This window comes from Azospirillum himalayense (assembly GCF_042657465.1).
In the GTDB taxonomy this organism is placed as follows: domain Bacteria; phylum Pseudomonadota; class Alphaproteobacteria; order Azospirillales; family Azospirillaceae; genus Azospirillum; species Azospirillum himalayense.
Window position 1 is genome coordinate 307071 of sequence record NZ_JBHSLC010000087.1, and the last position, 24703, is coordinate 331773.

At 69.2% G+C, this 24703-nt stretch carries 24 protein-coding genes; 8 read left to right on the forward strand and 16 right to left on the reverse strand.

Annotation, left to right across the window (positions count from 1 at the left end):
* Positions 1-5: 5 nt before the first annotated feature.
* From pstC to phoB, 5 genes are read left to right on the forward strand one after another with little or no spacing between them, the layout of a single operon-like run.
* Positions 6-1388 (forward strand): phosphate ABC transporter permease subunit PstC, encoded by a 1383-nt coding sequence (pstC, locus tag ACFPMG_RS26530; RefSeq protein WP_149164583.1) that lies wholly within the window; start codon positions 6-8, stop codon positions 1386-1388.
* Positions 1381-2679 carry a phosphate ABC transporter permease PstA gene (gene pstA, locus ACFPMG_RS26535; protein ID WP_376998223.1) on the forward strand — a complete coding sequence of 433 codons (1299 nt, stop codon included), beginning with the start codon at positions 1381-1383 and terminating at the stop codon, positions 2677-2679. The genes pstC and pstA overlap by 8 nt, the downstream gene beginning before the upstream one ends.
* Before the next feature lie 37 nt (positions 2680-2716).
* Positions 2717-3502, forward strand: coding sequence for a phosphate ABC transporter ATP-binding protein PstB (gene pstB / locus ACFPMG_RS26540; protein ID WP_172428312.1), 786 nt, complete (start codon positions 2717-2719; stop codon positions 3500-3502).
* Positions 3503-3561: 59 nt separating this feature from the next.
* Positions 3562-4362, forward strand: a complete 801-nt coding sequence (phoU, locus tag ACFPMG_RS26545) for a phosphate signaling complex protein PhoU (protein WP_376998224.1) — start codon at positions 3562-3564, stop codon at positions 4360-4362.
* Between the two features lie 31 nt (positions 4363-4393).
* The gene (gene phoB, locus ACFPMG_RS26550) at positions 4394-5098 is read left to right on the forward strand and encodes a phosphate regulon transcriptional regulator PhoB (RefSeq protein ID WP_376998225.1); all 705 of its coding nucleotides are present in this window, start codon (positions 4394-4396) and stop codon (positions 5096-5098) included.
* A 124-nt stretch (positions 5099-5222) separates the two neighbouring features.
* Here the strand turns inward: phoB and ACFPMG_RS26555 are convergent, their stop codons facing one another.
* The 9 genes from ACFPMG_RS26555 to coaBC form a co-directional block, all read right to left on the reverse strand.
* Positions 5223-6458, reverse strand: a complete 1236-nt coding sequence (locus ACFPMG_RS26555; RefSeq protein ID WP_376998226.1) for a calcium-binding protein — start codon at positions 6456-6458, stop codon at positions 5223-5225.
* A 316-nt stretch (positions 6459-6774) separates the two neighbouring features.
* Positions 6775-7041 carry a hypothetical protein gene (locus ACFPMG_RS26560; protein WP_376998227.1) on the reverse strand — a complete coding sequence of 89 codons (267 nt, stop codon included), beginning with the start codon at positions 7039-7041 and terminating at the stop codon, positions 6775-6777.
* Between the two features lie 5 nt (positions 7042-7046).
* Positions 7047-7484 (reverse strand): DsrE family protein, encoded by a 438-nt coding sequence (locus tag ACFPMG_RS26565; RefSeq protein WP_376998228.1) that lies wholly within the window; start codon positions 7482-7484, stop codon positions 7047-7049.
* Positions 7485-7509: 25 nt separating this feature from the next.
* Positions 7510-8298, reverse strand: a complete 789-nt coding sequence (locus tag ACFPMG_RS26570; protein ID WP_376998229.1) for a HesA/MoeB/ThiF family protein — start codon at positions 8296-8298, stop codon at positions 7510-7512.
* 74 nt (positions 8299-8372) lie between these two features.
* The gene (locus ACFPMG_RS26575) at positions 8373-9182 is read right to left on the reverse strand and encodes a hypothetical protein (RefSeq protein ID WP_376998230.1); all 810 of its coding nucleotides are present in this window, start codon (positions 9180-9182) and stop codon (positions 8373-8375) included.
* Positions 9183-9487: 305 nt separating this feature from the next.
* Positions 9488-10447 carry a cysteine synthase A gene (cysK, locus tag ACFPMG_RS26580; protein WP_035669937.1) on the reverse strand — a complete coding sequence of 320 codons (960 nt, stop codon included), beginning with the start codon at positions 10445-10447 and terminating at the stop codon, positions 9488-9490.
* Positions 10448-10522: 75 nt separating this feature from the next.
* Positions 10523-10978 (reverse strand): RrF2 family transcriptional regulator, encoded by a 456-nt coding sequence (locus ACFPMG_RS26585; RefSeq protein ID WP_014238770.1) that lies wholly within the window; start codon positions 10976-10978, stop codon positions 10523-10525.
* Positions 10978-11472: a dUTP diphosphatase gene (gene dut / locus ACFPMG_RS26590; RefSeq protein ID WP_376998231.1), complete on the reverse strand. Its 495-nt coding sequence runs from the start codon at positions 11470-11472 to the stop codon at positions 10978-10980. Before dut ends, ACFPMG_RS26585 begins: the two co-directional genes overlap by 1 nt.
* On the reverse strand, positions 11469-12725 hold the full coding sequence (gene coaBC, locus ACFPMG_RS26595; RefSeq protein WP_376998232.1) for a bifunctional phosphopantothenoylcysteine decarboxylase/phosphopantothenate--cysteine ligase CoaBC: 1257 nt from the start codon (positions 12723-12725) through the stop codon (positions 11469-11471). The genes dut and coaBC overlap by 4 nt, the downstream gene beginning before the upstream one ends.
* A 281-nt stretch (positions 12726-13006) precedes the next feature.
* Here coaBC and ACFPMG_RS26600 point away from each other — a divergent pair, with 281 nt between their 5' ends.
* Together ACFPMG_RS26600 and ACFPMG_RS26605 are read left to right on the forward strand one after the other, a co-directional pair.
* Positions 13007-14437: a sigma-54-dependent transcriptional regulator gene (locus ACFPMG_RS26600; RefSeq protein WP_376998233.1), complete on the forward strand. Its 1431-nt coding sequence runs from the start codon at positions 13007-13009 to the stop codon at positions 14435-14437.
* Between the two features lie 377 nt (positions 14438-14814).
* Positions 14815-15024 carry a cold-shock protein gene (locus ACFPMG_RS26605; RefSeq protein WP_014238764.1) on the forward strand — a complete coding sequence of 70 codons (210 nt, stop codon included), beginning with the start codon at positions 14815-14817 and terminating at the stop codon, positions 15022-15024.
* A gap of 7 nt (positions 15025-15031) precedes the next feature.
* Here the strand turns inward: ACFPMG_RS26605 and ACFPMG_RS26610 are convergent, their stop codons facing one another.
* The 5 genes from ACFPMG_RS26610 to ACFPMG_RS26630 are packed head-to-tail and all read right to left on the reverse strand — an operon-like array spanning position 15032 to position 22384.
* Positions 15032-18394, reverse strand: a complete 3363-nt coding sequence (locus ACFPMG_RS26610) for a PAS-domain containing protein (RefSeq protein WP_376998235.1) — start codon at positions 18392-18394, stop codon at positions 15032-15034.
* A 31-nt stretch (positions 18395-18425) separates the two neighbouring features.
* Entirely contained in the window at positions 18426-19412 is a 987-nt protein-coding gene (locus ACFPMG_RS26615) for a metal ABC transporter permease (protein WP_376998236.1), read from the reverse strand.
* Positions 19409-20602 carry a metal ABC transporter permease gene (locus tag ACFPMG_RS26620; protein WP_376998237.1) on the reverse strand — a complete coding sequence of 398 codons (1194 nt, stop codon included), beginning with the start codon at positions 20600-20602 and terminating at the stop codon, positions 19409-19411. Before ACFPMG_RS26620 ends, ACFPMG_RS26615 begins: the two co-directional genes overlap by 4 nt.
* On the reverse strand, positions 20599-21414 hold the full coding sequence (locus ACFPMG_RS26625; protein WP_376998238.1) for a metal ABC transporter ATP-binding protein: 816 nt from the start codon (positions 21412-21414) through the stop codon (positions 20599-20601). The genes ACFPMG_RS26620 and ACFPMG_RS26625 overlap by 4 nt, the downstream gene beginning before the upstream one ends.
* A gap of 22 nt (positions 21415-21436) precedes the next feature.
* Positions 21437-22384, reverse strand: a complete 948-nt coding sequence (locus ACFPMG_RS26630) for a metal ABC transporter solute-binding protein, Zn/Mn family (protein WP_376998239.1) — start codon at positions 22382-22384, stop codon at positions 21437-21439.
* A 231-nt stretch (positions 22385-22615) separates the two neighbouring features.
* On the opposite strand from ACFPMG_RS26630, the gene ACFPMG_RS26635 reads away from it, so the two are divergent.
* A complete protein-coding gene (locus ACFPMG_RS26635) occupies positions 22616-23344 on the forward strand; it encodes an SAM hydrolase/SAM-dependent halogenase family protein (protein WP_376998256.1) in 729 nt (242 codons plus the stop codon).
* Here ACFPMG_RS26635 and ACFPMG_RS26640 read toward each other — a convergent pair.
* Together ACFPMG_RS26640 and ACFPMG_RS26645 are read right to left on the reverse strand one after the other, a co-directional pair.
* Positions 23339-23725 (reverse strand): response regulator, encoded by a 387-nt coding sequence (locus ACFPMG_RS26640; RefSeq protein ID WP_376998240.1) that lies wholly within the window; start codon positions 23723-23725, stop codon positions 23339-23341. The genes ACFPMG_RS26635 and ACFPMG_RS26640 overlap by 6 nt on opposite strands.
* Positions 23726-23836: 111 nt before the next feature.
* The gene (locus tag ACFPMG_RS26645) at positions 23837-24535 is read right to left on the reverse strand and encodes an HAD family hydrolase (RefSeq protein ID WP_376998241.1); all 699 of its coding nucleotides are present in this window, start codon (positions 24533-24535) and stop codon (positions 23837-23839) included.
* Positions 24536-24703 lie beyond the last annotated feature (168 nt).

Sequence of the window (24703 nt, forward strand, 5' to 3'; positions counted from 1 at the left end):
TTCGCATGCAGCTCACGGTACTGCTCATCATTCTGGCCCTGCTCACAGTGATCGGTTACCAGATGGGCCGGTCGCGTGCCGTCGCCTCCGTCGGCGGCCGCATCGTCGAGCTTCATTCGGTGCCGTCCTACCACGGCTTCTACGTCGCCCTCTGGGCGGGGCTTCCGGCCCTGCTGCTCTTCGCCTTCTGGGGGGCGTCGGAAGGCTGGCTGGTCATGCAGATGGTCCTGTCCGGCCTGCCGGACCGGCTGGTCAACGGCGACGCCCAGTCGCTCGGCCTGCTGCGCGCCGACATCCTGAACCTCGCCCACGGCGTCGCCACCGGCCGCGAGCCCGATCCGGAGGTGGTCGCCGCGGCGGAGCGCTATCTGCGGCTGCACGCGCTCGGCGACTGGAGCCTGCTGGTCATCGGCTGCTGCATCGCCATCGGCGGCCTGCTCTACGCCCGCGGCCGGATCGACCCCGACCTGCGCGCCCGCAACCGGGTGGAACGCACGGTCAACATCGCGCTGGTCATCTGCTCGCTGGTCGCCATCCTGACCACCATCGGCATCGTGCTGTCGCTTCTGTTCGAGGCGATCCGCTTCTTCGCGGTGGTCAACCCGCTGGAGTTCCTGTTCGGCACGCATTGGAGCCCGCAGATGGCCATGCGCGCCGATCAGGTGGGCTCCAGCGGCTCCTTCGGCGCGATCCCGCTGTTCGCCGGCACGCTGCTGATCACCGGCATCGCCATGGCGGTGGCGGTTCCGGTCGGGCTGATGGCGGCCATCTTCATGTCGGAATACGCCAGCCCGGGCCTGCGCACCTGGCTGAAGCCGATCCTGGAGGTGCTGGCCGGCATCCCGACCGTGGTCTATGGCTTCTTCGCCGCCCTGACCATGGCGCCCTTCGTCCGCGACGTGGGCAACAGCCTGGGGCTGAGCGTCAGCTCTGAATCGGCGCTGGCCGCCGGCTTCGTGATGGGCGTGATGATCATCCCCTTCGTCAGCTCGCTGTCGGACGACGTCATCAACGCGGTGCCGCAGAGCTTGCGCGACGGCTCCTACGGGCTGGGCGCCACCAAGTCGGAGACGATCCGGCTGGTCGTGCTGCCCGCCGCCCTGCCGGGCATCGTCGCCGCCGTCATGCTGGCGGTCAGCCGCGCCATCGGCGAGACGATGATCGTCACCATGGCCGCCGGCCTCACCGCCAACCTGACCGCCAACCCGCTGGACGCCGTGACCACGGTGACGACGCAGATCGCCACGCTGCTGGTCGGCGACCAGGAGTTCGACAGCCCCAAGACGCTGTCGGCCTTCGGGCTGGGCCTCGTCCTGTTCGTCGTGACCCTCACCCTCAACATGGTCGCCCTCCGGGTGGTCCAGAAGTATCGAGAGAAATATGACTGACCTCGTGGAACAGGATACGCGGGCCATGTCGGTCGCCGTCACCAAGTCGCGCTACCAGAGCGAGGAATTCTCCGCCCGCCTGCGCCGCCGCTACGCCGCGGAGCGCCGGTTCCGAATCGCCGGGATGCTCGCCGTCGGGATCGCGTCTCTGATGCTGGTGGTTCTGCTCGGCTCCATCGTCAGCAAGGGCTACACCGCCTTCTGGCAGGCGCAGATCCGGCTTGAGGTGACCCTGGACAAGCAGCAGGTCGAGGAACGGAACTACACCGCCCTCGTCCGGCAGGCGCTCTACGCCCAGGTCCCGGCGGCCACCGACCGCGCCACCCGCCGCTCGCTGAACGACCTGCTGTCCTCCGGCGCGCCGTACGAGCTGGAGGCGATGGTCAACGCCAACCCCTCCCTCGTCGGCACCACGCAGACCGTCTGGGTCCGCGCCGACGACGAGATCGACCAGTTCATGAAGGGCTTCATCCGGCGCGACGTGCCGGAGAGCGAGCGCCGGCTGAACGACGTCAAGATCGCCGCCATCGACGCGCTGGTCGCCAACGGGTCGATCCGCAGCACCTTCAACACCACCCTGTTCACCGCCGGCGACAGCCGCGAGCCGGAACAGGCGGGCATCCTGGGCGCCGTCGTCGGCTCCGCCCTGACGCTGGTGGTGACCATGCTGCTGTCGGTGCCCATTGGCATCGCCGCCGCGGTCTATCTGGAGGAGTTCGCGCCGAAGAACCGCTGGACCGACCTGATCGAGGTCAACATCAACAACCTCGCCGCGGTGCCGTCGATCATCTTCGGCCTGCTCGGTCTGGCGGTGTTCCTCGGCTTCTTCGGGCTGCCGCGCTCCGCGCCGCTGGTCGGTGGTCTGGTGATGGCGCTGATGACCCTGCCGGTCATCATCATCGCCTCGCGCGTCGCCCTGAAGGCGGTGCCGCCGTCGATCCGCGAAGCGGCGTTGGGCGTCGGCGCCTCGCCGTTGCAGACGGTGACGCACCATGTCCTGCCGCTGGCCCTGCCGGGCATCCTGACCGGCACCATCATCGGCATGGCCCGCGCGCTGGGCGAGACGGCCCCGCTGCTGATGATCGGCATGGTGGCCTTCATCGTGGACATCCCGGGCGGCCTGACCGACAGCGCCACGGCCATCCCGGTGCAGATCTACATGTGGGCGGACAGCCCCGAGCGGGCCTTCACGGAGCGCACCTCCGCGGCGATCCTGATCCTGCTCGCCTTCCTCATCCTGATGAACGGCCTGGCCGTCTTCCTGCGCAAGAAATTCGAGAGGCGTTGGTAACCCCATGAGCGTCCAGACCCACATCCCGGCCACGGCCATGGCTTCGCGTCCCGCCGCCGGCATCCACGGCACCAAGATGGTCGCCCGTGACGTCAAGGTGTTCTACGGGGCCAAACAGGCGCTCAAGGGCATCAACCTGGAGATCCAGGAAAACCGCGTGATGGCGCTGATCGGCCCGTCCGGCTGCGGCAAGTCGACGTTCCTGCGCTGCCTGAACCGCATGAACGACACCATCGAAAACTGCCGCGTCGAGGGGCTGATCGCGCTCGACGGCGAGGATGTCTACGGCAAGTCGATCGACGCCGTGCAGCTCCGCGCCCGCGTCGGCATGGTCTTCCAGAAGCCGAATCCCTTCCCGAAGTCGATCTACGACAACATCGCCTACGGCCCGCGCATCCACGGCATCGCCAGCCACCGCGACGAGATGGACGAGATCGTCCAGACCTCGCTGAAGCGCGCCGGCCTGTGGAACGAGGTGAAGGACCGCCTGCGCGAGCCGGGCACCGGCCTGTCCGGCGGCCAGCAGCAGCGCCTGTGCATCGCCCGCGCCATCGCCGTCAGCCCCGAGGTGATCCTGATGGACGAGCCCTGCTCGGCGCTCGACCCCATCGCGACGGCCCACATCGAGGAGCTGATCGACGAGCTGCGCGAGAACTACACGATCGTCATCGTGACCCACAACATGCAGCAGGCGGCCCGCGTCTCCCAGAAGACCGCCTTCTTCCATCTGGGCGACATGGTGGAGTGCGACGACACCGAGGAAATCTTCACCAACCCGCGGGACGAGCGCACCCAGGGCTACATCACCGGCCGCTACGGCTGATCCCCGGCCTCTGATCCCCGGCCTCGCCGCATCCTTTCCATCAGCGAAGGACGTGAAGCATGAGCACCGAACACATCGTGCGCTCCTTCGCGCACGAACTTGAGCGCCTGTCCAATCTGATCACCCAGATGGGCGGCGTCGCCGAAGCGCAGGTGGACGCCGCCGTGAAGGCGGTGGCCCGCCGCGACGTCGCGCTGGCCGCCCAGGTCATGCAGGCCGACCGGCGCATCGACGCCTACGAGCGCGACATCGACGCCGAGGCCGTGCGCCTGCTCGCCCTCCGCCAGCCGCTGGCCCAGGACCTGCGCGAGATCGTGTCGGCGCTGAAGATCGCGTCGGACCTGGAGCGGATCGGCGACTACGCCTCCAACATCGCCAAGCGCTCGCTGGCGCTGGCCCAGGTGCCGGTGGTGCGCCCGGCGGCGGCCATCCCGCGCATGGGGCGGCTGGTCGAGTCGATCATGAAGGACGTGCTGGACGCCTACATCGAGCGCGACGTCCGGCGCGCCATCGCCGCCTGGGAACGCGACGAGGAGCTGGACGACCTCTACACCAGCCTGTTCCGCGAAGTCCTGACCTACATGATGGAGGACCCGCGCAACATCACGCCCTGCACGCACCTGCTGTTCATGGCGAAGAACCTGGAGCGGATCGGCGACCACGCCACCAACATCGCCGAGACCATCCATTATCTGGTGGTCGGCACGACGCTGCGCGCCGCGCGCCCGAAGAACGACGGCAGCAGCTTCGCCGTGGTCGAGCCGGACGGTTCGGTCATGGATGCGGCCACGGAGGCGATGGAACAGGGATTGCCGCGGGACGGTGGCCCGGATAACGATGGAGCGGGACATGCCGCGTGACGGCGAGACGCGCAGTGGGAGCGGGACAAGCATGAATTCGGCGCTGAAGCCGCTCGTCCTCGTCGTCGAGGACGAAGCCGACATCGTGACGCTGCTGAAGTACAATCTGGAGAAGGAAGGCTTCCGCGTGAACGCCGCCACCGACGGCGAGGAAGCCCTTCTGCTGGCCGGGGAGCAGACGCCGAACATCGTCCTGCTCGACTGGATGCTGCCGCTGATGTCGGGGCTGGAGGTCTGCCGCCAGATGCGCCGCAACAGCAAGATGCGCGACATCCCGATCATCATGCTGACCGCCCGCGGCGAGGAGGCGGACCGCGTGCGCGGCCTGAATTCCGGCGCCGACGACTACATCACCAAGCCCTTCTCCCCGACCGAGCTGGTCGCCCGCATGCGCGCCGTCCTGCGCCGCTCGGCCCCCGGCATGACCGACGAGACGCTGCAGTTCGCCGACGTGACCATGGATCTGGCGGCCCACCGGGTTCGCCGGAACGGGCGCGACGTGCATCTGGGGCCGACCGAGTTCCGCCTGCTGCGCCATTTCATGCAGCATCCCGGCCGCGTCTTCTCGCGCGAGCAGCTTCTCGACGTGGTGTGGGGCCACGACGTCTATGTCGAGCCGCGCACCGTGGACGTGCACATCCGCCGTCTGCGCAAGGCGATGAACGAGGAGACGGAGATGGATCTGATCCGCACCGTCCGCTCGGCGGGCTACGCGCTGGACAGCAAGTCGGTCTGACGTCCGCAGGGGCGGTGTTGGCCACCCGAACCGGCCTCCGACAAACCCGGCGCGGTTCACTGTTCGGGTGCCGCCGGGTTCGGGCGCCGCCGGTGTCATGCCGGCGGCACCCGAAGGCGCCGAATCAGAGGATGATGTTCTTGCCGAGAAGCTTGTCCAGGCCCTGGAGGGTGATCTGGAAGTCGGCCCGTCCGTCCCCATTCACATCCCCCTGCGCCATGCCGCCCGCCCAACGCAGTTCGCCCGCCCGACGGTGGAAGCTGCTGCCGCCGATGAACGTGAACGCCTGGTCGCCGCGCTGGCGTGTATTGGCGTCGATGCCGCGCAGGTCGAGGCTGTCGTCTGTCGAGAAATCCAGGATGGTGTCACGCTGGGAGCCGTTGCCGGCGTCCCGCGTGCTCTGGAAGACGAAGCGGTCCTTGCCATCGCCGCCGGCGAGCAGGTCGGTGCCATCGCCGCCCTGAATCCAGTCGTCGCCAACGCTGCCGAGCAGGGTGTCGTCTCCGCGATTGCCGTACAGAGTGTCGTTTCCGAGTCCGCCGACCATCAGCTCGGCATTGTGCGACCCCAGCAGGGTGTCGTTCCCACCAAAGCCGAGGATCGCGGAGTTCCCCTTTCTGGCGTCCGAGCGCAAGGTTTCGGCGTTTCCGGTGCCGGTCTTGAACTGCCAACCTTCCTTGAACAGCCAGCTGTAATCGACGCCTGTGGCATCCTTGGCCGCAGCCAGAAAGTTGGCGCGGGCCTGTTCCGGAGTAGTCGCCGCATCCTTGGTGATCAGGCTCTGCCAGAAGCGGGCGTAGTTGTCTTCGCCGAAGTCCTCGTAGAGACGGTGGAGCAGGGAGCCGGCGAGGTCGGCCCCGCTGAAGTTGTAGGGGTTCTGGGGACCGGTGTCGGTGGCCAGGGTGTTGCGCCAATTCAGGTCGCCATTGGAGAAATAGAGCTGGGCCATGTCCTGCTGGATGTATGTGACCAGCTGGTTCCATTCGAGCCCGTTAAAGGTGGTTCCGTCGACGCCGGCAGCGTCCATGGAGAGAAAGCGGTTCTCAATGGCAAAGCCGGTGGTGAAGGGCGGCAGTCCCTGGAGCGGCTGGTCGTAGAACCAGAAATTCCGGCCAAGTTCGTAGAAGAGCACTTGATCGTAGAGGCCAGCGTCGCGCACCCCGGTGTAGAGGATGTTGAAATATTCCGGCATGATTTCGATGCCGGTGAAGCCGAGAAAGCCGCAGCCCGCACCGCAGGTGTCCTGTACTTCGGCGATCGTGGCCTTGCCGTTGTAGGTGAAATATGGGTTCGGTTCCCGTCCTGTGATGCGCGTGTAGAAATCGTAGCTTTCGTCCAGCTTGGAGACGATGCTCTGCATCACATTGATTTCTAGATCAGGCGACTGTGTAAGAAGCACGATGTTCCGACCTTCCCAGGGTGTTCTTTCGAGAACTTCTCCGTAAATTGATGTATAAGCAACCACGGCCGTCCTCCTCGCCCTGTTGTTTTCTAAGCGAAGAGGATTTACAGGCAATTTCAGGAAGTCGAACACGGAAAAGTGCGAGTCCCACGGGCCGGAGTAATTCTTCCGTATGGATCGGCGTCCAGCCACGGCCGGTCGTGATGCGAGATCGGTTTCGACGTTGAGCCCGACCTTGAAGAGGGGGCAATCCCGGACTTGGCCCCGAAACGCTTCAGCCCTGCCGCTCCTCCAGCAACCCCACCGCCTCCTGCAGAATCGCCACCTTCGGACCGAAGCGCTTCGCCCGGTCGCTGTCCTCGATGAAGCCGATCATCACGCGCAGGGCGTGTGCCACCCGCGGGGCGAGACCGGGATGCGCCGTCACATGCTGCGCCAGATGAACCAGCGCATCCCGGTAGGGCCGGCCCTCGAAACCCTCCGCGGCGATCGCCTCGAAGCGGTTCGCGTACTCGATCACCAAATTGTGGTCGTCGGTCATCGCGCTCACACGAACAGGATCGCGCCGGTCTTCGGCGCGTCGTTCAGGAAGGTGACGACTCCGCCGGTCTTCACTGGCACGTCGGGGCGCAGAGGGACGCCGGCCGGCAGGCCGAGCGCGCGCAGCCCCATCTCGCAGGCCATGACCGTGACCTTCAGCATCACGCAGGCTTCCAGCAGTTCCTCGAAGCCGGCCAGCCCGTTGGCGGTGAAGGCGGCGTCGCGCTCCGCCGGTCGGCTGCCGTCGTCGGCGGGGTCCAGCCGGTGCCAGCCCGGCGTGCCGTCCGCACCCTCGGCCAGCAGCGTGTTCAGCGCGCGGCCGGTGAAGAACAGCGTGACCTTGCGGTTGGTCGCCGCCGCCGCGCTCGCCATCACCAAGGCGTAGTGAACCCGGTCGAAACCGCCCGCGAACAGGACGATGGACAGGGACTCGGGACCTTCCATGGGTCAGGGCTCTCCCAGGCGCCGCTCAGTGGGCGGACAGGTCGTGGATGGTCGGGTGGGCGCCGCACAGCGGGCAGTCCGGGTCGCGGCGCACCGTGATGCGCTGGAACGAGGCGTGCAGCGTGTCCAGCATCATCAGGCTGCCCGACAGACTCTCGCCGATGCCCATGATTTCCTTCAGCACCTCGGTCGCCTGGAGCGAGCCGACGAAGCCGGCCAGCGCTCCCAGCACGCCGCCTTCGGAGCAGGACGGCACCAGCCCGCGCGGCGGCGGTTCCGGGAACAGGCAGCGGTAGCAGGGGTGCGGGTCACCGCGATGCGCCTTGAAGGTGGAGACCTGCCCGTCGAAGCGCAGGATCGCCGCCGACACCAGCGTCTTCTTCGCGAAGTAGCAGGCATCGTTCAGCAGGAAGCGCGTGGCGAAATTGTCCGACCCGTCGGCCACGATGTCGTAGCGCCCGATCAGGTCCAGCGCGTTGTCCCTGGTCAGCCGCGCCTTGTGCACCTCCACCGCCACGTCGGGATTCAGCGCGCGGATGCGGGCGGCGGCGCTCTCCACCTTCGGCAGGCCCAGCGTCGATTCGTCGTGGATCACCTGCCGCTGCAGGTTGGACAGGTCCACCGTGTCGTCGTCGATGACGCCGATGGTGCCCACCCCCGCCGCGGCGAGGTAGAGCAGCAGCGGCGCGCCCAGCCCGCCGGCCCCGACGACCAGGACCCGGGCGCGCAGAAGCGCTTCCTGCCCGACGCCGCCGACCTCCGGCAGGATGATGTGGCGGGAATAGCGGTGAAGCTGGGTGTCGGTGAAATCCATGATCCGCAGAATAGCGCGGAACGCCCCATGCCGCGCAAGTCCCCTCGCTCGGGAGCCTGCCGCGACCGGTGGCGTCAGGCGAGCAGGCTCATCTTGTAGGGGGTGGTCTTCGACGTGCTGGACGACTTGTTCGCGTCCTCCGCCGCCCATTGCTTCAGCCGCGCCTCGCGCTCCCGCATGATCTTGTCGAACGGGCGTTCCTCGGTCGACTCGGGCGCCTTGGCGACCTTCTGGACGAAGTTGAGCTGATAGGGGATTTCGCCGACCACGTTCTTCGGCGGGACGATCACCAGCTCGTACTGGCCGGGTTCGACCTTGAAGCTGGGCTTCTTCAGCATGTCCTCGCCCGACTTCGCCGGGTCCATCGTGTCGCCGGAGGCCACGACCTTGCCCTCCTTGCTCATGAGGGCCCAGCGCGTGTAGGGCAGGGACATGTTGCCGACGAACTCGCCGCCCTGGGCGACGGTCAGCGTGTGCTTCTGGACGCCGCTGTCGTTGCCGACGACGGCCCGGGCGATGCCCTTCATCTGGGCACCGGTCCCCACCATCATGATGTTCTGGCGTTCGGTGATGTCCAGCGTGTATTCGCGCTCGTTCACCCCGCGGACGGCCTGGGAGATGACCGCGGTGTAGGTGCCGGGGCCGAGCTTCGCGCTGGTCTCCGCCGCCTCGTTCTTCGCCTTCGCCTCGGCGACGACCTTGTTGTTCTGGTCGACGATCTTGATGTTGGTGTTGATGTCGGCGATCTTGAAATTGAATTCGCCGGTCTTCGACACCGTGAACTGGCGGTAGTCGGTGGATGCGAGGTTGGAGTCCAATTCGTTGGTGATGCCGCGGAACTGGAACCAGTTCATCGTCGAGGCATTCGGAATCGCGACGCCCATGGTGGTCTCCCCCGCTGGTCCTGTGCCGTCAGCTCCGCATCGTCGGGCGCCCGTGGCGCAAGCCGGGCCGTCGCCTGAAACGGCGGAGCCGCGCCGGCCGAAACTCCCGGCGCAGACAGGTTAGATTACTAAAATCCAATCTTTCTGTCAAACCGCCGCCCGATGCATAGGACGGGCACAAAGACCGGACGCTTTCCACTCTACAGCAGGATGCGGGACGATGCAATATTCGCCGCCCGGTTGCGCGAGGCGGAGCGTCGAGAGACCCCTCCCGCGCCCGTGGGCGGACGCGGGAGGGGGGCGATTTACTCCAGCCCTTCGAACAGGGCGGTGGAGAGATAGCGTTCGGCGAAGGACGGCAGGATCACGACGATCAGCTTTCCCTCGTTCTCCGGACGGGAGCCGATCTCCAGCGCCGCGGCCAGAGCCGCGCCCGAGGAGATGCCGACCGGGATGCCTTCCAGCTTCGCCACCTTGCGGGCCGTCTCGAAGGCGCGCTGGTTGGAGATGCGGACGACCTCGTCGATCAGGTCCTTCTTCAGGACGTCCGGCACGAAGCCGGCGCCGATGCCCTGGATCTTGTGCGGGCCGGGCATGCCGCCGGACAGGACGGGGCTGTCCTCCGGCTCCACCGCGATGGTGCGGAAGCCGGGCTTGCGGGCCTTCAGGACCTCCGACACGCCGGTCAGCGTGCCGCCGGTGCCGACGCCGGAAATCAGGAAGTCGGCCTTGCCGTCGGTGTCCTTCCAGATCTCCTCCGCCGTGGTGTTGCGGTGGATCTCCGGGTTGGCAGCGTTCTTGAACTGCTGGAGCATGTAGGCGTTCGGATCGGTGGCGACGATTTCGTCGGCCCGGCGGATGGCGCCCTTCATGCCCTCCGCCGCCGGGGTCAGCACCAGTTCGGCGCCCAGCAGCTTCAGCATCTTGCGGCGCTCGACCGACATGCTTTCCGGCATGGTCAGGATCAGCCGGTAGCCCTTGGCGGCGGCGACGAAGGCCAGCGCGATGCCGGTGTTGCCCGACGTCGGCTCGACCAGGGTGGTGCGGCCCGGCTCGATGGTGCCGGCGCGCTCCGCCGCGTCGATCATCGCGAAGCCGATGCGGTCCTTCACGCTGGCCAGCGGGTTGAAGAACTCCAGCTTGCCGACGATCTGGGCCTTGGCCCCGGCGTCCTCGGCCAGCCGGTTGACGCGCACCAGCGGCGTGGCGCCGACGGTGTCGAGAATGCTGTCGTAGATCTTACCGCGAAACTCGGAACCCGGCATTTTTCACTCCTCCGGTGTGTGGTATTTTCCCACTTTCTACATCATGTGCAGAATTTAACCGTTTTCCGTGTGGGATCAAATCGTAAAATCGATGCGGTCTTCGGTCTCGCTCTCGACGCCGGCGGTGCGGGCGCGCAGGCAGAGATCCTCGATGGTGATGTCGTCGAGCTTCTTCATGCATTCCTCCTGAAGCTCGTTCCACAGCGGGCGCACCACCTTGTGCCCCAGGATGGAGCCCGCCGGCTCCTCGATGGGATCGGTCGCGGTCTCCATGGAGCGGACGACCTTCACGATCTCGCCCAGCGTGATCCGTCGGCGCTCGCGGGCCAGACGGTAGCCGCCGCGTGGCCCGCGCACGCCGGCCAGGACGCCGTCGCGGACGAGCTGCTGGAGAACCTGCTCCAGATAGCGCTTGGGAATGCCCTGGCGGCGGGTGATCTCGCCGGACTGAACGGGTTCGGTGCCGGCGTTGTAGGCGATGTCCAGCACCGCCTCGATCGCGAACATCAGCTTCTTGGAGATGCGGAGCATCAGTGCGTCTCCTGCGCGGGGGAGGACTGGGCGAACTGGCCGGTGGAACCGAAGCCCCCGGTGCCGCGGGCGCTGTCGGGAAGCGCGGCCGACTCGGCCCAGGCGGCGCGCACGTAGCGGGCGATCACCAACTGGGCGATGCGCTGACCGCGCTCCACCGTGAAGGGCTGGTCGCCGTGGTTGATCAGGATCACCCCGACCTCGCCGCGGTAGTCGGCGTCGATGGTGCCCGGGCTGTTCAGCACCGTGACCCCGTGCTTCAGCGCCAGGCCGGAGCGCGGGCGCACCTGCGCCTCGTAGCCGTCGGGCAGGGCGAAGGCGACGCCCGTGGGGATCAGCGCGCGGCGGCCCGGTTCCAGGACCACCGGCTCCGCCAGCGCGGCCAGCAGGTCCATGCCCGCCGCGTGTTCCGTTGCGTAGGCCGGCAGATCCAGCCCCGCGGCGTGGGCGAGCCGGACGATGGGAACGGGAATGGCGGATGCCGTTGCGCTCACGGAATGGTCTCCTGGGGGGCAGGGGGGGAAGGCGGATTGAAATGCCGGGCGATGGCCTCGGCCAAGCGGGCGGCCACGGCGTCCTTGCCCATGGTGGGCCAGTCTTCGGTGCCGTCGGCGCGGATCAGATGGACGGTGTTGTCGGACCCGCCGAAGGTCGTGGTGCCCGGCGACACGTCGTTGGCGACGATCCAGTCGCAGCCCTTGCGCGCGCGCTTGGCCGTCGCATACTCCACCACGTTGCCGGTTTCCGCGGCGAAGCCGACGACCAGCGCCGGGCGGCGCGGCCCGGCCTGGGACAGGGTCGCCAGGATGTCGGGATTCTCGGTCAGGGCCAGACTCGGCGGACCGCCGCCGTCCTTCTTCAGCTTGCGGTCCGATTCGCCGGCCACGCGCCAGTCGGCGACGGCGGCGGCGCAGACCGCGATGTCCGCGGGCAGGGCCGACTCGCAGGCCGCCAGCATCTCCCGCGCCGTCTCGATGGGGCGCACGGTGCAGCCGGGCGGGTCGGGCAGGCGGGTCGGGCCGGTGACCAGCGTCACCTCCGCCCCCAGCCGCCGCAGCGCCTCGGCGATGGCGTGGCCCTGCTTGCCGGAGGAGCGGTTGGCGATGTAGCGCACCGGGTCGATGGGTTCGACGGTCGGACCGCTGGTGACCAGCGCGCGCTTGCCGGCCAGCGGCTTGGGCGCGTCCAGCTCCTCGAAATGGGTGGCGATGGCCTGGACGATCTCCATCGGCTCGGCCATGCGCCCGAATCCGTACTCGCCGCAGGCCATCTCGCCCTTGTTCGGGCCGACCCGGCGGACGCCGCGCTTTTCCAGAAGCGCCAGATTGTCGCGGGTCGCCGGATGCTCCCACATGCGCACGTTCATCGCCGGCGCGACGAGCACCGGCTTGTCGGTGGCCAGCAGCACGGTGGCGGCCAGATCGTCGGCCATGCCGGCGGCCATGCGGGCCAGAAGGTTGGCGGTGGCCGGGGCGACGACCAGCAGGTCGGCGTCGCGCGACAGCTGGATGTGTCCCATCTCCGATTCGTCGGTCAGGGACCACAGGTCCTGGTAGACGGTGTCCTCAGTCAGCGCCTGCACGGACAGGGGCGTGACGAACTGCGCCCCGGCCCGGGTCAGGACCGCGCGCACGCGCACGCCCCGCTCCTTCAGGCGGCGGATCAGCTCCAGGCTCTTGTAGGCCGCGATGCCGCCCGCGATGACGAGCAGGATGCGCTTGCCGGACAGCACGGATGTTTCGGCCACGGGGGTCCGCCGCTCCTTGCTATGGATTTTGTAGAATTCAGATATTCCATCACGGCGCCCGGTACAAGCGTCCTTCGCTCGTCCTCACAGCGAATCCGGTGTGAAATGCACATCCATGACCGGAATGTGAAACCATGGATGGGATATTTCCTTGCGCGGACGCATTCCAGGTCTTTCGCCCGCGGCCCGTCATCGCGTAGAGTGCATTTTTAAGGATTTGCTGATAACCAAGGCGGTCCGCATGCTCTTTTCCGTATTTTCCATTTGAATTCAAACGGTCCATGCCCGCGCGCTCCACGCCCGTTCTGCTCGTCGAAGACACGCCGTCGCTGGCCCGCGTCTATGCGGAGTTCCTGAAGAAGGACTGCACCTCCGTCACCACGGTGGAGACGGGGGCCGCGGCGCTGGAGCAACTGGCCGACGGCGCGCCGCGGATCGTGCTGCTGGACCTCCAGCTTCCCGACATGCACGGCATGGACGTGCTGAAGCGGATCAGCGCCCAGGCGCTGCCCTGCGCGGTCATCATCATCACCGCCCACGGCTCGGTCGGGGTGGCGGTGGAGGCGATGCGCTACGGCGCCTACGATTTCCTGGTGAAGCCCTTCTCGGCGGAGCGGCTGACCGTCACCGTGCGCAACGCCATGGAGCGGCTGCGCCTCGCCCAACTGGTCGACAGCTTCGAGAAGGACCTGGGGCGCAGCCGTTACCACGGCTTCCTCGGCTCCTCGCTGGCGATGCAGGCCGTCTACCGGATCATCGACAGCGCCGCCTCCTCCCGCGCGACGGTCTTCATCACCGGCGAGTCGGGCACCGGAAAGGAGGTCTGCGCCGAGGCCATCCACCGGCAGAGCCCGCGGGCCGACCGGCCCTTCGTCGCCATCAACTGCGGGGCCATCCCCAAGGATCTGATGGAAAGCGAGATCTTCGGCCACATGAAGGGCTCCTTCACCGGAGCGGTGGCCGACCGCGAGGGCGCGGCGGCGCGGGCCAGCGGCGGCACCCTGTTCCTCGACGAGATCTGCGAGCTGGCGCCCGACCTCCAGACCAAGCTGCTGCGCTTCATCCAGACCGGCACCTTCACGCCGGTCGGCGGCAGCCGGCTGGAGAAGGTCGATCTGCGCATCATCTGCGCCACCAACCGCGATCCCCTGCGCGAGGTCGAGGAGGGGCGGTTCCGCGAGGATCTCTATTACCGGCTGCACGTCATCCCCATCCACCTGCCGCCGCTGCGCGAGCGCGAGGACGACGTGCTGGAGATCTGCCGCCAGTTCCTGGCCGACTACACCCGGGAAGAGGGCAAGGGCTTCGTCCGCTTCTCCCCGGCGGCGGAGGAGGCGCTGCGCACCTACCACTGGCCGGGCAACGTGCGGCAGGTGCAGAACGTGGTGCGCAACATCGTGGTTCTGCACGACGGTGACACCGTGACGCCGGCCATGCTGCCGGCCCCGCTCGGCACCCCGGCGGGGACCGCGGCGCCGCTTCCCGCGAACGGCGGAAACGGTCAGGGCGGCCATGCCCATGCCCACCCCTCCGCGGCCCAGGCGCCGTCCCCCAAGACGGTGAAGCCGCTGTGGGAGGTGGAGCGCGACGCCATCGAGGAGGCCATCGCCGCCTGCGACGGCAACATCCCCCGTGCCGCGGCCCTGCTGGAGATCAGCGCCTCGACGATCTACCGCAAGCGCCTCGCCTGGCAGGCCGAAGGGAAACTCTGAGTCCCGTCCCCCGTTCCAGGCCCCGTTCCCAGCCCCGCGCCACTGGTCCTGCCGAAGCATAGGCTTCGTGTGCGTTCAATTCACGCAAGACCATCGAAAGTCTTGCCGTGCCGGGACCTGCCGCCATCGGCTTATTTCCAAATGACCGTTCTGGCCACATTGGGCATATGCCGTGAAGCCGCCTTGCCGGTTCCGGTGCCATCCGGCTAGCCTCCCCTCGCGTTGCTTTGCTTGCGCTTCCGCGTGGCGCCACACCGGACCGCTACACCGGATCGCCGGACATGACCGCCACACCGTCCATCGTCCTTCGCCGGCCCCTTGCGCCCCGCGGCGCGGACCGGCGGCAGCCCCCCGACCGAGGAGCAGGAGTTCGCCTTATGACCACCGGCACCGTCAAATGGTTCAACACCACCAAGGGATATGGCTTCATCGCGCCGGAGGCCGGCGCCAAGGACGTGTTCGTGCACATCACGGCCGTGCAGAAGTCGGGTCTTCACGCCCTGTCCGAGGGCCAGCGCGTCGAGTTCGAGGTCGCGCGCGGCAACAACGGCAAGGACGCCGCGGTCAACATCAGCGTCATGGAGTGAAGCGACGTCATGAGATGACATAGCCGCGCAGCCGGTAGGCCTCCACGGCTTCCCGGGTGAGGCGGGGGATGTCGCGGCACAGCGACGTCACCTCGCCCACCGCGTTGCTCCGGCAGGCCAGCTCCAGCGCCCGGGCGGCCGCCGACAGGTCGCGGGCGCCGAAGGTCCCGGCGGTGCTCTTCAGCGTGTGGGCCTCCTTCGCCAGCCCGGCAAGATCGGCCGGGTTCCCGTCCGCCGCCGCCGCGCCGCCGCGGTCGATCCTCTCCGCCCGCTCCAACGTTTCCTCCACGAACTGGCGGATGACGTCGGCCAGAAGGTCCGCGTCGAGATCCCGGGCGAGTTGCTGCAGCACCTCCATGTCCAGGACATCCATGTCCAGCACACCCATCTCGGGCACGCCCTCCGTCATCGGCGTGGTGGCCTCCGCGGGCGCGGCAGGCTCCAACGGGGCGGCGTCCAGCCAGCGGGCGACGGTTTCCAGCAGATGCGGGCGGTCGATGGGCTTGGCGACATGCCCGTTCATCCCGGCGGCCAGGCAGCGTTCGCGGTCGCTGTCCATGGCGTCGGCGGTCATCGCGATGATCGGGACGCCGCCGACCGGCGGCGGCAGGCCGCGCAGCCGGCGGGTGGCGGTCAGCCCGTCCATCTCGGGCATGGCGAGGTCCATCAGCACCAGCCCATAGGGCGACGGGCCGGATGCCGCGGCCTGCACCGCCTCCAGCGCTTCCCGCCCGTTGTTGGCGATGTCGACCCGATAGCCGGCGCCGCGCAGCAGCAGGGCGGCGACCATCTGGTTGGTCGGGCTGTCCTCGACCAGGAGAATCCGCCGGCCCGGTCCGGCGGCGGATGGGGCGGCCGCGCTGTGCGGACGCGGCTCCGCGGCGGGCGGCGCCTCGGCCACGCTCCGCCCGGTCATGGCGGCGAGCAGGCGCGACGGCCGGGCCGGCTTCGTCACCGTGGCGTCGGCGCCGTTGCCGTCCCCGCCCACGGTCCGGTGCGGCAGGGCGAGACGGACGATCCGCCCCACGCCCCGCGCGCGCAGCCGGTCGGTCAGCGAGCCGGCGACCGGGGTTTCCACGCTGCCGATCACCGCGGCATCGGCGGCGGGCAGGGTGCCGGTGTCCAGCCCGGCGACCATCGCCACGACGTCCGGCGCGCCGACCGCGGCCCCCCAGGACCGGATCTGTTCGGCCAGCGCCTTTCGGGCGACGGGATTGGATTCCAGAAGCAGGACCGTCTGCCCGGCCAGCGGCGGCTCCGTGTCGGCGGTCCGCAGCGTCCCGGGCTCCAACGGCAGGGTGAACCAGAAGCGGCTGCCTTGGCCGGCGGTGCTGTCGAATCCGATGCTTCCCCCCATCATCTCCACCAGCCGCTTGGAGATTGCCAACCCCAGACCGGCGCCGTCGTGGCGGCGCGACAGACGGGGATGCACCTGGGAGAATTCGGTGAAAAGGTCGGCCTGCGCCTCCTGCGGAATGCCGACGCCGGTGTCGGCCACCTCGAACCGCAGGCGCGGCGGCGCATGGCCGTCGCCGTCCAGTTCCGACAGGGTGACGGCGATGCCGCCATGGTCGGTGAATTTCACGGCGTTGCCGACGAGGTTCAGCAGGACCTGCCGCACCCGGCCCGAGTCGCCGCGCAGTGTCGCCGGCAGGCCGCCGGGGATGCAGACGGCCAGTTCGATCCCCTTGGCGAAGGCGCGGGCGGCCTGCAGCTCGGCCACGCTCTCCACCACCTCGGCGGGGGAGAAGCGGCCCGACTCCAGGGTCAGCTTCCCGGCCTCCATCTTGGAGATGTCCAGGATGTCGTTGAGCATGGACAGCAGCGCCTCCGCCGACTCGCGGGCGGTGCGGGCGTAGGTGCGCTGCTCCTCCCCCAGCGGACCGTCCAGCAGCAGCCCCAGCATGCCCAGGACGCCGTTCATCGGGGTGCGGATCTCGTGGCTGATGGTGCGCAGGAACTCCGACTTGGCGCGGCTCGCCAGCTCCGCCTGCTCCTTGGCGAGGCGGAGCTGCGCCTCCGTGCGACGGTGGTCGGTGATGTCGCGGAAGGACACCATCGCCATCGTCCGCCCGCGGTAGGGCACGTAGCGGGTCTCACCCTGCACCGTCAGCCGTTCGCCGTTGCGGCGCAGGCAGACGGTTTCGAAGGGGGTCTCGTCGCGGGCGCGGATGCGCTGCCAGGAGAGGTCGCGGTCCTCCGGCGCCATCAGGGCGGTGATCGACTGCCCCGTCAGCTCGTCCGGCGTGTAGCCGAGGATGGCGGCGGCGGCCCGGTTGGCGTCGGCGATCACCCCCTGCTCATGCACCAGGATGCCGTCCATGGCGGCGTCCGACAGCTTGCGGAAGCGGTCCTCGCTCTCGCGCAGGGCCTGTTCCACCCGGCGGTGCTCGGTGATGTCCGTGTAGGTCATCAGGACCGAGCGGTCGGGCAGAAAGCTGGCGGTGATCTCCAGCACCCGGCCGTCGGGGCGTGTGCGCTCGATCCGGCTGACGCCCTCGGGGCGCAGATTGGTCAGGTGGCGGGCGACGATGTCCGCCGTGTCGCCGGGGCCGAACTCGCCGCGTTCGGCCATGAAGCGCAGGAAGCCGGCCATGCTGAGGCCGGGATGGAGCGCGTCGTCCGGCAGGTCGAGCATCTCGCGCAGGCGCCGGTTGCAGGTCAGGAAATGATAGTCCGCGCTCCACACCACGAGGCCCTGCGACATGGCGCTGAAGGTGGCCTCCAGCAGGTCGGACTTGTGGGCCAGCTCCTGCTCGCGCCGCTTCAGCTCGCTGATGTCGGTGCGCAGCCCGACATAGCCGCCGTCGCTGGTCCGCCGCTCCTCGATCTTGAACCAGCGCCCGTCGCCGATCCGCAGCACTTGCGGCCCCTGCGGGTTGCGGTGCCGCTCCATCTCCCGCTCGACCCAGCGGTCGATGTCGCCGGGGGCGCAGTCGGGGTAATGGCCGGCGGCGGCGGCGCGGCGGATCAGCGATTCGAAGGTGATGCCGGGCTCCAGAGGCCCCAGCAGGGCGTAGATTTCGCGGAAACGGGCGTTGCACTGGACCAGCCGGTCGTCGGCGTCGAACAGGGCGAAGCCCTCGTTGACGACCTCGATGGCTTCGGACAGGCGGCGGTGGGCGTCGGCCGCCCGACCGTCGGCGGCGCGGGCCTCCGCCTCGGCGCGCCGGGTGGCCTCCCGCTCGCGCAGCACCGCCAGGGCCGTCACCGCGCCGGCCAGCCCGATCCCGAAAAACGGCCAGATCAGCTCGTCGGTTCCATGCTCCAGAAGATGCCGCAGCGTGTGCAGCGCGCTCGCCATCAGAAGGAGGAAGGCGACCAGGGTGAGCCAGCTCCAACGGCGCAGCCGGCGGTGGAGGAACGACATTCGGCGCTCCGCATCGGACGAGGCGAAAACGTTACGGCTTTTGCGCCTCCGGAGCAATGAATCCAGAGGTGCTGCGCAACCGGCCGACGGCGCGGCGCCGGCCCAGCAAGCCGTGGCGCGGCCCGAACAGGACGGCCAGCGCCAGGATCAGCCCGGACGCCACGGCGATCATCCCCGCGGCGTTCAGCGAGTGCGACGCCCCGAGCAGCATCGGCCCGAAGGCCGCAGCGCCGTAGCCGGCCAGCGCCGCCAGCACCCCCAGCGCGACGCTGAGCAGGATCTGCGCGGCCAGCCGGTCGGTCAGCAGGCGGGCGGCGGCGGGCGGGGCGATCAGCATGGCGATGACCAGGATGGAGCCCACCGCCTCGAAGGCGGCGATGGCCGTGGCGGCGACCAGGAGCACCACCCCGTAATGGAACAGCCCGGCCGGGATGCCCAGCGTGGAGGCCAGCGCCGGGTCGAAGGTGGTGATCTTCAGCTCCTTGTAGAACAGCCCGACCAGGGTGACGCAGAGCGTGAAGACCGCGGCCAGCGTCAGCACCTCCCGCGGCAGGGCCGCCCACACCGCCGGGTCGGTCAGCGACGCCCAGCCCTTGGGGGCCAGCCACAGGATGGTCTCCAGCTGGCCGTAGAGCACGCAGTCGGCGTCCAGATCGACCCCACCGGCCGACGCCTGCTCGATCATCACCACCCCGGCGGCGAACATCACGGTGAAGACGACGCCCATGGCGGCGCCGGATTCCAGCCGGCCCAGCCGCCGCACCGCCTCGATCAGCAGGCCGGCCAGCGCCGCGGCGGCCAGCGCGCCGAGCATCATCGGCAGCGTCTCCCGCGTGCCGGCAACCAGGAAGCCGCCGACGATGCCGGGCAGGATGGCGTGGCTGACCGCGTCGCCCATCATGCCCTGGCGCCGCAGCACCAGGAAATTGCCGACCAGCGCGCAGGCGGCGCAGGCCAGCACCGCGGCGAGCAGGGCGGGGGCGTCGATCTGAAGGAATTCCTGGACGTCGGGCATCATGACGGGGCGCTCCGCTCCTCCAGCAGCCGGACCATGTCGCCGGGCAGGACCGAGTCGATGGGGTCGACGCCCCAGTTGGCGTGGGCGGGCAGCAGGGCCGGATAATCGGCCAGGAAACGCTCCCACAGCCGGCGGTCGCGCGCCGCCGCACGGGCGGCGGCCTGCCCGGCGGGGGTCAGGGCTCCGTTGCGGGTGTGGCCGCGCAGGCGCAGCCAGAGCGCCACGAAGCCCTCCACCGGCCGGCCGTCCAAAAGGTCGGTCAGGGCGCGCCGCTCCGCGAAGGTCAGGCGCAGCCGTCCCTGGCGCAGCGCGGCGGCGACCAGCCCGCGCGCCGGGGCGAACAGGAAGCTGAGCAGGAAGAAGCCACCAGCGACCAGGACGATGACCGCCCCCGCCGGCAGCTTGGGCAGCAGGGCCGACAGGGTGGCGCCGAGCCAGCCGGACAGCGCGCCGATCACCGCCGCGGCGACGGTCAGGGCGGGCAGCCGGTCGGTCCAGAAGCGGGCGGCGGCGGGCGGGATGATGAGAAGCGCGACCACCAGGATCAGCCCCACCGTCTGGAGCCCGATCACCGTCACCAGCGTCGCCAGCCCCATCAGCGCGAGGTCGAGCGCTCCCACCGGCCAGCCCTGCACGGCGGCGAAGCCGGGGTCGAAGGCCAGCACCCGCAATTCCTTGAACAACAGGGCGACGGCCAGCGCCGCCCCGGCGGCCAGCAGGCCGATGGCGATGGCCTCGCCCTGCGCCATGGCGGCGGTCTGGCCCAGGATGAAGGTCTTCAGCCCGGCCTGCCCGCCCAGCTCCAGATTCTGGATGACGCTGAGCAGCACGACGCCCAGCCCGAAGAAGACCGACAGCACCGCCCCGATCGCCGAATCCTCGGTCAGCCGGGTGAAGCGGGACAGCGCCTGCACGGTCAGCAGCCCGACCACCCCGCTGGCCACCGCCCCGGCCAGCAGCAGCGGCAGCGAACGCTCGGGCAGGCCGAGCGCCGCCCCGACCAGGAAAGCGACGGCGATGCCGGGCAGGGTGGCGTGGCTCAGCGCGTCGCTGACCAGGGCGCGGCGGCGCAGCAGCAGGAAGGTGCCGACCGTTCCGCCGGCCAGCCCCAGCGCGGCGGTCCCGGCGACCACCACGGCGCTGTTGAAGCCGGACTGGAAGGTCAGGATGCGCAGGGCCTCATCCATCATGACGCCTCCGCTTCCTCTGCCGCCGCCGCCGGGGCCGGCATGGGCCGTCCGCCATAGGTGCGGGACAGCAGGTCGGGCGTCATCACCCGCGCGACCGGCCCCTGGGCGACCACGCGGGTGTTGAGCAGCAGGGCGTGGTCGAAATAGTCGCTGACCGTCTGGAGGTCGTGGTGGACGCAGATCACCGTCCGCCCGGCGGCGTCGAGGTCGCGCAGCACTTGGAGCACCGCGCGCTCCGTCGCAGCGTCCACCCCGGCGAAGGGCTCGTCCATGAAATAGAGCTGCGCCTCCTGGGCCAGCGCGCGGGCCAGGAAGACGCGCTGCTGCTGGCCGCCGGACAATTGCCCGATCTGGCGCTTGGCGAAGTCGGCCATGCCCACCCGCTCCAGCGCGTGCAGGGCCGCCTCCTTGTGGGCGCGGGTGACCGGGCGGAACCAGCCGATCTTCCCATAGCGGCCCATCGCCACCACGTCGAGCGCCGAGACGGGGAAGTCCCAGTCCACGCTTTCCCGCTGCGGCACATAGCCGATCAGGCGGCGCTGTTTGGCGATCGGGCGCCCGAACACCTCCACCGTGCCCGACACCCGTGGGACCAGCCCGAGGCACGCCTTGATGAGGGTCGACTTGCCCGCGCCGTTCGGCCCGACGACGGCGATCAGCCCGCCGGGCGGGGCGGCGTAGTCGACGTTCCACAGCACCGGCCGGCGGTGGTAGGCGACGGTCAGGCCGCGAATTTCCAAGGGGGGCGGCCCGATGGGCGAAGCCTCTTCGGGGGCGGTGCGGCTGCCGGGGGTGCGCCAGAGATACTGCATGGTCCGTTTCTCCTCCGCCGCGTCAGCGCTGCGCCAGGGCGAGCTTGCCCTGAAAGCCGTCGGCCGGCGCCTCGCCGCCCAGCGCGCGGGCGATGGTCGTCACATTGTGGTCGATCATGCCGATGTAAGTGCCTTCATAGCTGCCCGGCGCGCCCATGGCGTCGGAGAACAGGGCACCTCCCAGCGTCACGCGGTGGCCGCGCGCCCCCGCCCCCTCGACCAGGGCGTGGACGTTGCGGTCGGACACGCTGGTTTCCGGGAAGACCGCCGGCACGCCGCGGTCGGCCAGCAACGCGGCCAATTCTTCGATGATTCGAAGACCGGCTTCCGATTCCGTGCTGATCCCTTGGATGCCGCGCACCTCGATCGCATAGGCGCGGCCCAGATAATTGAAGGCGTCGTGGGCGGTCACCAGCACGCGGGCCTTGCCGGGGATGGAGGACAGGATGCGCCGGGCGTACGCGTCGAGCCGCGTCAGCTCCGCCCCGTACGCGTCGGCGTTGCGGGCGTACGTCTCGGCACCCGCGGGGTCGAGACGCGCCAGCCCGTCGCGGATGGCCGGCAGGGTGCTGGCCCAGATCCCCACATCCATCCAGATGTGCGGGTCGTGGGCGCCTTCGAACTCCGGGGGGCTGAGCAGCCGCTCCTTGGGCACGGCGTCGCCCAGCGCCACCACCGGCTTGCCGGACTCGCGCAGCCGGTCGAAGGCGGCGGTCATCTTTCCCTCCAGATGCAGGCCGCTGATGAACACCGCGTCGGCCCGCAGCAGCTTCACCGTGTCGGACCGGGTGGGCTTGAACAGGTGCGGATCGACGCCTTCGCCCATCAGCGCCTCCACCTCCGCCCGGTCGCCGGCCACCGCCCGCACGAGGTCGGCGACCATGCCGGTGGTGGCGACGATCTTCGGGCGCTCGCCCTCGGCCCACGCCGCTCCCGGCAAGAGGAGAGCGGCGGCCAAGCCGATCGCCAAGATGGCGACCGCAATAAACTTCGTCAGGCTCTTCGTCGCGAAGGTTTTTGAACATATGTTCATATTCATTGGTCCCGACAAAGATCGGTAAGGTTACGGTGGGCGGACCAAGTAAACGGGGCGGAGTGCATTTGCGTTCCCTGAATATATGAACCGCCTCTCCGGCCTTGCAAGGCGGCTCGTGACGATCCGTGTCTTACCGAACGGGGAGGAGTGCGCTACAGTGGCGCGATGATCGTGCTCTTTACGGATTTCGGGCTGTCCGGCCCCTACACCGGGCAGATGAAGGCGGTGCTGGCGCGGATGGCGCCGGGCCTGCCGGTCATCGACCTGTTCGCCGACGCCCCCGCTTTCGACCCGCAGCTGTCGGCCTATCTGCTGGCCGCCTACGCTCCGGAATTCCCGGCGGACAGCGTCTTCCTCTGCGTGGTGGACCCCGGCGTCGGGACCGACCGCCGCCCGCTGGTGGTGGAGGCCAACGGGCGCCGCTTCGTCGGGCCGGACAACGGCCTGTTCGAGCTGCTGCTGCGGCGGGCCGGGTCGGTGCGCGCCTGGAGCATCGGCTGGCGGCCCGAGCGGCTGTCGGCCAGCTTCCACGGGCGGGACCTGTTCGCCCCGGTGGCGGCCAGCCTCGCCATGGGCAACCCGGTCGCGCTGGAGCCCGTCGATCCGGCCAGCCTCGCGCGGCCCGACTGGCCGGACGATCTGGCGCGGATCGTCTATGTGGACGTCTACGGCAACGCCATGACCGGCCTGCGCGCCGACCGGCTGCCGGAGGACGCGGTGCTGCGGGCCGGCGGGCGCACGGTGCGCCGGGGCCGGACCTTCGCCGACGTCCCCGTGGGGGAGGCGCTGTGGTACGCGAACTCCAGCGGTCTGGCGGAGATCGCCGTCAACCGGGGCCGCGCCGACCATGACGCCGGGCTTGCCGTGGGGACGCCGGTGGAGGTCGTCCTATAGCCCGTCCAGGCAGCGGTCGAGCAGCGCCAGATCCACCGGGCGGGCCAGCACGGTGACCGGGCTGTTGCCCGGCTGGGCATCCGGTGCTCCGGCGGTCAGGATGATCCGGGTGTGCGGGTAGAGCATGCAGGCCAGAGCCGCGGCGCGGTCCCCCTCGTCCTCCAGCCGGCGGCGGTGGAGCAGGGCAACGGTGGAACCTTCGGCTCCGATGATGGTCAACGCCTCGAAACCGCCGGACACCGTGGATACGGTGAAGCCGCGTTCGGCCAGATGACGGGCCAGCGCGTCCCGCTGGCCGGGATCGTCGTCGGCGACAACGGCGCTGCGGCCCCCCTGGCCGGGCGGGCGGATGTCGGCATCGATGGAAAAGCCGGTCGTCATGGGGGTCTCACCACGGGCTTTCCTGGAATCTGACAGATTTTCTACGCCACGCGGGTGCCGGTTGCAAATCACCGTGGGCGGCACGCGCCGTCCGATCAGCGGATATTGACGTCAGCGGATCTTGACGACGGTGGGACGGTCGACGATCGACAGCATGGGCAGGTCGCTGGGCCGGTTGCCATAGCCCCAGGTTTCGCCGAAGGGGCCGTTGGCGGCGATCCAGCCGCGCACCCGTTCCAGCTTGTCCAGCCGCACGCAGTTGCCGGTGCACAGCCGCCCGGTCAGGGTGTTGTCCTCGACCTCCATCCCGGTGGCGAGCAAGTCGTCGACTCCCAGCCCGCGCAGCAGGGCCGGCATGTAGACGTCGAGCGCCCCGGTGGCGACGACCACCCGGCGCCCCTCGCGCCGGTGCATCTTCAGGGTCTCGACCAGCGGGGCGTGCCAGCGGATGCGGTAGACCAGCCGTTCCGCGGCGGCCAGCGCGTCGACCACCGGAACGCCGCGCAGCGTGCGGCGCAGCAGGATGGTCTTGACCGATCCCGGAAAATCCACCCCCGGCCCGCGCCCGCGCGCGTGGCGGTGCAGGCCGGAGCGCAGGGCGTCCAGGAAGGCCAGCCGGGCGCGGTTGCGCCCGATGACCTCGCCGATGAACATCAGCAGGCTGTCGCCGTGGATCAGCGTCCCGTCGAAGTCGAAGAAGGCCACTCCCGGCGCGATGGACGCAAGGGGGCCGGCGCCATGTGTGATGGGGCTTCCGGTGGAGGGACCGGAGGCGATGGCGTCGAAAACGGGAGTGGCGCTGGTCTGCATGCGCCCTTATCCGGCGGAACGCGCCGCGTCACAAGTCAAATGCGTTGCGGAGGGCCATCGGCAGCAGCTTTAGCAGGGCGCGGAAAAACGGGCTGATGCAGTGCCTTTGCCTCCGCTAAGGCTTGAAAAAGGCGTTTTTGCCGCCCGTTTTGGTCGGAATGGAGCGTT